We start from the raw sequence: 7,061 nt of genomic DNA, 5'->3' as shown, positions 1-7,061 counted from the left end.
CCGTGGGCGAGGGTGACGAGGCAGAGGCGCGCCAGCGGGACGGCAACAGCGAGTCCGGGGAAGAGGGGGAAGACGAAAAGGCGTTTCCGCAGATTTTCTTTTTCCCCAGCGGCGAAGTGTCTCCTGTGACCCTCGCCATGCAGAGCCAGGATGATCTCGACCAGGTGCAGCGCTGGCAAATTTCGGCTCTCGGGCAGATTACCGATCCGGACCGTGAGCAGGACGATGACGACCAGCAGGACAAACAGGAGTGGCTGGAGCAGCGTTCAAGAATGATAGAGGACGTCCAGGAATGAAGCGGCAGGGTGGCTTTACTCTGGTGGAAGTGCTGATTGCTGTCTCCATTCTGGCGCTGGTCATGGTGGTGCTTGGGCAGACCATGGGCTCCACCGCGCGGGCCTATACCAATATCAATGAAACCCATCTGGGCTTTCTGGTGGCCTCCGACAAGCTGGTAGAAATGCAGGTGTATCAACAGTGGCCCTCCACTGGCGAATCGGACTCCACGGTGACCCGCAACGGACGTGAATGGTGGATCAATACCCGTGTCAGCGAGGGCCCTTACCCGGATACCCGGCGTGTGGATATCGAGGTGGGCATGATGCAGGACGATGACGAGGGGCAAATGGCGTATCACCTGGCGAGCCTGATCGGCAAACCGGCGTCCGGATGATGAAAACTCTCCATCCGTTTTCTTCCAGGCGCCTGGCGCAGCGGGGCTTTACCCTGCTGGAGATGGTCATCACCATCGCTATCTTCGCGTTCATCTATGTCTGGGTGGCCAGCTTTCTCGGCAGCGCCTTGCAGGGCCGCGAACAACTGAAAGACAGCGCCGATGAAATGGAGGGCACCCAGCGCGCTGTCACCTTTCTTACCCTGGATTTCGAGCAACTGATCAGTCGTCCGGTCCGCGACCCCTACGGTGACCCGCAACCGGCCATTCTGGGCCGTGATAATTATGTGGAATTCACCCGCCTGGGCTGGTCCAACCCTTTTGGTCTGCGTAAACGCAGTGAGATGCAGCGGGTGGTCTATACCCTTGAAGATGGCACCTTGTTCCGCCGTTACTGGCCGGTGCTCGACACTAATGTGGCCACTGAGTATCAGGAAGATGTGCTGCTGGATCACGTGGAGCGCTTTACTGTCCGCTACCTTGATTTGACTCCCCAGGGGGAGTGGCAGTGGCTAGAGCTGTGGCCGGATGTGGCCATGGCGGCCGTTCCAGTCTGGCAGCAGCGTCTGCCAAAGAGTATCGAGCTGGAAATCGAGCTGGAAAACGGTGACATCGTGCACCGTTTCTACCGGACCGTGGTGAACCCATGGAGTTGATAACGCGCAGGCGTAATGGCGTCGTGCATCAGCAGCGCGGAATGGCGCTGGTGATTGTGCTTTTGCTGCTGGCCCTGTTGACCACCATTACCGTGGAGGTACTGTTTCGCCAGGATCGTTTTCTCACTCGGGCGGACAACCTGCTGCAATGGGACAAGCGGTACCAATATGCCATGGCGGCGGAAGTGGTGGCCCAGCAGGGGCTGATCGATGACCTGCAGGATGACCAGAACAATAACGCGCTGGTTGATGACTGCGTGGAAGAGCAGTGGGCAGTACAATTACCGCCCACCCCCTATGAAGACGCCATGCTCAGCGCCAGCGTCCAGGATCTACAGGGGCGTTTTAATCTCAATTGGTTGATTACGGCTCAAGGCGATGCCTTTGTTCGCGATCCAGAGGCGATTGACCGGCTTACCCGGCTCATCGAACTGACTTTCCCCCAGGAAACAGACGCGTCACGACTGGCCAACGAAATGGCGGATTGGCTGGATTCCAACAATATTGTGGATGGGGTAGAAGGGGCGGAAGACGCGGATTACCGTAACCGCCGGACTCCGAACATGCCGGCGGCCCATGAATCGGAAATGCGTGCCTTGCTCAGCTTCCAGGTGGCCAATCAACCCCAGGACAGCATGGTCTGGGGGCTGTTTACGGCGCTACCGCTGGGAACTACATTGAATGTGAATACGGCGCCGCCCCAGGTGCTGGATGCGGTGCTGGGCGGAATAGCGGGTGCCGGCGCAGTAGAAGCCATTGTCAAAGCCCGCCAAGAAGAGCCGATTACAACCGTGAGTGATCTGATGCAGCTTGCTCCTTTGAGCGCCCTTGACGCCGACGAAAAGCAGGCAGTTAGCGACCTTCTGGGCGTTAGCAGTGAATATTTCCAGGTGATGGTGGACGTGGAAGTAGACGGCCAATTAAGCCGATTGGTGAGTCGCTTGCGCCGGCGTAGCGGTAATGATGCGTCTACCGAGGTCTTCAGCCGGCAGGTAAGCCCGCTGCTGACCCCGCTCGAACCGGCCTGCAATCCCTTCTACAATGCCCAGTAAGATGCCCAGTAGGCGCAATGGTCAGTAACGACACTGTGGAATGATGCTCGCCTTGGTACACTGAGCCAGCGGCACATGCAGTAATAACAACGCAGATAACAACGAAAGGACACAGCAGCGTGGCAGATGCTCCACTGATTTATTTAAGCGGTGCAGGGGGAACAGAGCCGGATCTTGAAATTCCGGTGCTGTTGCAGCGCAACGCAACCGATGACGTACAGGCCATTAGCCTGCGTGATGCGCTGGAACAGTGTGCCGGCCAGACCCTCCATGTCATTATCAGCGTGGCCTTTGCCCGGCTAACCCATGTTTCCCTGACTCGCAAGCAGGCGCGCCATTTACAGCGTGTTCTGCCGTATCTGCTCGAAGAGCAGATGCTGGACAGCCCGGAATCGCTTTGGTTTGTCTCACGCAAAGGGGCAGGGGACGACTACGAAGTGACCGCCATCGCCCGTGAGTTGATCAGCCAGCTTGAACAGTGGGCTGCTGAGCAGGGAGCGGTACTCGGCTCGCTTCAGGTAGATGCCGAACGGTTACAGGGCCAGGCTCCTCTGATTGCGGAACTGGATGGTGGGCAGGTGCTATTAATGGCAGACCGGGACCGTTGTCTGGTGGTGGATGCCGACCAGCGTGACGGCATGCAGGCGCTATTTGGTGACAGCCTTGCCGACGCCACCGTTTTATCCGGCACTGCGGCGTTTCTGGATGCACTACGCGGTGGCGCTGGCCAGGAACTGCTGACCGGCCCGTATGCACCGAAACAAAAAAAGGGTAGCAACACGGCGTTTGCGCCCTGGAAGCCCGTCAGCATTCTGGCCGCAGCTGTGTTTGTGTTGGCCCTGGTGGCGATCTGGGTACAACAGTGGCGTTATGAGCAGGCCGCGCAGGCGGCCTTTGCCGATGCCAAAACCCTTTACGAGCAGCTGTTTCCCGGCGACAAGGCGACCACGGCCCTGAGCCGCCAATTCCAGGGGCGGCTTTCCCGCCTGGGAAGTAGCAGTGAAGGCGGGCAGGCCCGTTTTTTTCCGCTTCTGGGGCCGGTGGCGCAAGTGTTGAAAGAGATAAAGGTTGAGCCCAAGCGGCTTCAGTATGATCAGCGCGATAACACCTTGCTGCTGGATGTGGGCGCCAAGGATTATGCCCAGCTGGAACAGCTTCAGAATGCGTTGAAGAAGCAGGGCGCGAGAGCCTCGATTGCCAACTATCGCAATGGTGCCCAGGGCGTCAGCGCTCGTATCAAGGTGGAGCAGCCAGGATGAGTAATACGGCGGAACTGAAAAAACTGGCGGCACAACGGCGCGACCAGGCCGTGAATTGGTATGAAAGCCGGGAACCCCGTGAACAACGCGTCTTGCAGGTGTTGGCTGCCGTGGCTTTTCTGGTGGTGCTGTACTGGTTGATCTGGGCGCCCTCGGTGGCAGCGCGGGACCAGGCCAGGAATCGCTTTGTCACCAATCAGCAAACACTGCAGTGGATCCAGGATAACCGCAGCGCTGTTACCGCCGCCCAGCGAGGCGATACATCAACAGCCAGGCCGACCGGAAACTGGACCGGCAATGTGAGTCGCAGCGCCGACCAGTTTGGCCTGACATTGAAAGGGTTTTCTCCCGATGGAAATCGGGCGGTACGAATCCAGATGGAAGATCAGGTGGCCTCACAAACGGTGCTCTGGCTGCAATCCCTCCAGCAAGAGGGCGTGCAGTTGACCAATCTGGAAATGACGCCGGGTGAGAAACCGGGTACCGCCACGGTGCGAGCGACGCTACAAAAGTAGTCGCCACTCAAGCATAAACAACCAGGTAGCAACCATTACTATGACCCTACGCCTGTTTCTGGCGCTCGGCCTTTTTATTCCGGCACTGACCGCCCAGGCAGAATGCCGCTTTGATCCACTGGATCGTGGCCGGGTGGTTAAACTCTCCGGGCAGGACGTTCCCGGCGCCCAGGGTAAAACGCTGGATTCCCTCTCGGTCATGCGGGTAGAGCAGGGCCGTTTTGTGCCGGTGCCTTACCAGTTCGATGAGCTGGATGAGCACGGCATGGTGTGGTTTGAGGGGAGTCAATTCGCCATGATCGGCGAAGCCGGGCATCTGGATGCGGCAGATCAGCTTTTGATGATGCTCACGGATGCGGGCCCGCAGGCACCAGCTACGCTTCGTCCCGCCCAGGGAACTATCGTTGCCGATATCGCGGTGGCGAATAATTGCCATTTCTATCTGGTCGAAGGCAGTAGACAGCGCAGCCAGGATTATTACGTCGCCCACGACGTCGATAGTGGCATGACGCGCACGGCGCTTTATGAGCTGAACGTGGAGCCGGAAAACGAACTGAACTGGCTCTATCTCGGTTATCAGGGCTACCAGGGGGAGGGCTCCATCATTGATACCCTGAAAATGCGCATGAGCGCCGGGGTGCTCTCGCGCTTTACCCGGATGTCACTGGATAATCATAACCTGCGCCCCAAACAGGTTGGGCATTTGATCGGCCCAATTCGATCAGTCATGCATTTACGTACCAAGGTGGTGCTGGCCGGTATCCCGGTGATGACGATTCAGGTTCAGGCCATGCGTTATGCCGCCCATTACGAAGCGCATACCTTTGCGCGCATCCCGGAGCTGTATCGCGCCACCCTCAAGGACCCGGAAGTGGCGGTGACCGTTGACGGTAATGGGCAGATCGGGGCAAAGGTCTATACCGCCCGGTTCGCGGATAACCCGGTTACGGTTGACGGTAAGAAGGACGTTGATGATCAGGCTTTTGCCGGCCAGCAAATCAGCATGGAAGAAAACTGGATCCTCTTTGACAGCCGCAAACAGTTTTCACTGCTGACAGCCATGACGGTACCGGATGAACTACTGAAGACGCGGGTGGAATTGATCTATGAAGACGACCGTGACCTCAAGGTAGAGCCGGAGCAGTTCACCGGTCAGTTACCCAACCTGGGTTACTCCCTGCAAGGCTGGCCGGAGCCGCAGGAATTGCGCTTTACGGTCAGCCTGTATTTTGACGAAGGCCTGCACGGCATGGAGGCGGGGGCCTTTGCACAGCAGCGAAGCGCTGCCGTGCCTTACGCAGTCAGTGAGCCGGTATCAGAATGAGCGATCCGGCTTCAGCGAGAGAACGTCTTCGCGGGTGATCGGCAGCCAGACATCCCCTTTGATGCTGGCATTGCGTGCGAGAAATGCAGAATTCAGCGGGAATTGGGAGGTGAACCCGTAGATCACCAATCCGATACGATCGCCAGCTTTCAGTGGTTGGCTGACCGCAGGTAATTCCAGTTCATAAATGCCTTTCTCCGGCAGAGACGTGAGCTGTTCACTGGCCACATGGACCCGGCGCCGGTTGGCATGTTGAATCCCCAGGCCCACAAAAACGGGCATGCTTTTCCCGCCGGAAGTCCCTCCCAGATTAAGTTCAATGCGCGGCTTGCCGAGCAAGACTTCGTCATCACCACGGGCGATATACATGGGCACGAACTTGGGGCGCCCAAAGCCGCCATTGGGCTTCATGTCACGCAAATCGGCGCCGGGCCACATGGCACGGAACAGGTCCGTGCCGGTATCTACGCCGACCATAAGCCATTCAAAAGCGCCGGCCAGTGGTACGGTCACCTTGGTGCGGGGCAGAGCGTACTGCGTGCTGTTGACCGGCAGCCCCTCATCCAGGGCGATACCGCGGTCTTCAGTGACATTGATGCAATACTGTGGCACGCGGCTCTCGCCGGACTGCAGCTTTTCATCCCACCAGTTCAGGATGGTATCCACTGCCGTTTCACTGTAATCACCGCAGTGCACCATGTCGTCGGTCTGATAGAAGGGCAACCAGCCACGCCATTGCTGCATGGGCCAGGGCATAACGTGGCCTGCCTGCATGCCGATGATACGGGCATCGCGCCCTTGTTCCTGCCAGCACTCATAGTTGCGCTCTGCCTGCTGGAACGGAAACATGGTGTCGGTGAACCCCTGAATAAACAGGGCATCGGCGTGTGGCGATTTGCCCTGGTCACAAAAAGCGGCGGGGCTGCGCTGGTACATCAGGTCCTTCAGATCCTGGTTGACGGTGCCATCGAAGGCGCTGCGCCACGGGTCCGAAAACATCACGCCCACATCGAAGCCACTGTTAATGCCTCCAACGCCCAGCAAAACAGCGCCCCAGGCGCTGCGAAACTCGCCGTTCGGAGCAATACTGTTCATGTCGTGCCAACCGGTGAGCGGCACCAGTGCCTGCAGGCGCGGTTCGGTGAAGGCGGCCAGCGTCTGCAAGCCGGCACCGTAAGACTCGCCAATCATGCCGATGGCGGGCTGACCGTCAGGCATACGTTTGACGCCGGGAAGGTGGCCCAGTGACCAGTCGATCACATTACTTAGATCCGCGACTTCAAAGTCCGGGTCCATCATGTGCACGTGGCCATCGGACTGTCCCCAGCCCCGCTGGTCGTAGAAGACCACCCAGTAACCGGCTTTCCACGCCGCGATGGCGGCTTCACCGGTGAGGATGGATTTGCCGTAAATTGACATGGGGCGCTTCGCGCGGAAGCCACCAAAACCGTGAGTGGCGATAATCAACGGGGCGCTTTCCCCGGCCTGAAGCTCAGGCTGGTAGACGGTGGCTGCCAGTTTTTTGCCATCCCGGGTCGGGATGCGCACCTGGTAATAATCCTGTTTTTGCGCCTGGATCGTG

The 7,061-nt window shown here is 58.5% G+C and carries 7 protein-coding genes and 1 pseudogene; 7 read left to right on the top strand and 1 reads right to left on the bottom strand.

Features of this window, described 5'->3' with window-relative positions:
* From A3754_RS27690 to A3754_RS12525, 7 genes and pseudogenes are all read left to right on the top strand, one after another.
* Nucleotides 1-296, top strand: a pseudogene (locus tag A3754_RS27690) (type II secretion system protein GspH); the annotation flags it as partial.
* Nucleotides 293-673, top strand: a complete 381-nt coding sequence (gene gspI / locus A3754_RS12550) for a type II secretion system minor pseudopilin GspI (protein WP_007148932.1) — start codon at nt 293-295, stop codon at nt 671-673. The pseudogene A3754_RS27690 and the gene gspI, both read left to right, overlap by 4 nt.
* Nucleotides 670-1,329 (top strand): type II secretion system minor pseudopilin GspJ, encoded by a 660-nt coding sequence (gene gspJ / locus A3754_RS12545; protein ID WP_063519965.1) that lies wholly within the window; start codon nt 670-672, stop codon nt 1,327-1,329. Before gspI ends, gspJ begins: the two co-directional genes overlap by 4 nt.
* On the top strand, nt 1,320-2,381 hold the full coding sequence (gene gspK, locus A3754_RS12540) for a type II secretion system minor pseudopilin GspK (RefSeq protein ID WP_197468644.1): 1,062 nt from the start codon (nt 1,320-1,322) through the stop codon (nt 2,379-2,381). Before gspJ ends, gspK begins: the two co-directional genes overlap by 10 nt.
* A gap of 119 nt (nt 2,382-2,500) precedes the next feature.
* Nucleotides 2,501-3,640 (top strand): type II secretion system protein GspL, encoded by a 1,140-nt coding sequence (gene gspL, locus A3754_RS12535; RefSeq protein ID WP_063519963.1) that lies wholly within the window; start codon nt 2,501-2,503, stop codon nt 3,638-3,640.
* On the top strand, nt 3,637-4,155 hold the full coding sequence (gene gspM / locus A3754_RS12530; RefSeq protein ID WP_063519962.1) for a type II secretion system protein GspM: 519 nt from the start codon (nt 3,637-3,639) through the stop codon (nt 4,153-4,155). The genes gspL and gspM overlap by 4 nt, the downstream gene beginning before the upstream one ends.
* A 40-nt stretch (nt 4,156-4,195) precedes the next feature.
* A complete protein-coding gene (locus A3754_RS12525) occupies nt 4,196-5,479 on the top strand; it encodes a hypothetical protein (protein ID WP_063519961.1) in 1,284 nt (427 codons plus the stop codon).
* On the opposite strand, the gene A3754_RS12520 is transcribed toward A3754_RS12525, so the two are convergent.
* A partial coding sequence (locus tag A3754_RS12520; RefSeq protein WP_063519960.1) for a S9 family peptidase occupies nt 5,471-7,061 on the bottom strand: 1,591 nt, incomplete at its 5' end. The genes A3754_RS12525 and A3754_RS12520 overlap by 9 nt on opposite strands.

The sequence above is a fragment of the Alcanivorax sp. HI0083 genome, from assembly GCF_001635175.1.
Note: the sequence above shows the minus strand (reverse complement) of the source record. Positions and strands in the feature narration are given on the sequence as shown.

Coding starts and splice junctions, on each gene's coding strand:
- gspK (WP_197468644.1), top strand. CDS start 1,320: ATGGAGTTGATAACGCGCAGGCGTAATGGCGTCGTGCATCAGCAGCGC.
- A3754_RS12525 (WP_063519961.1), top strand. CDS start 4,196: ATGACCCTACGCCTGTTTCTGGCGCTCGGCCTTTTTATTCCGGCACTG.
- gspJ (WP_063519965.1), top strand. CDS start 670: ATGATGAAAACTCTCCATCCGTTTTCTTCCAGGCGCCTGGCGCAGCGG.
- gspI (WP_007148932.1), top strand. CDS start 293: ATGAAGCGGCAGGGTGGCTTTACTCTGGTGGAAGTGCTGATTGCTGTC.
- gspM (WP_063519962.1), top strand. CDS start 3,637: ATGAGTAATACGGCGGAACTGAAAAAACTGGCGGCACAACGGCGCGAC.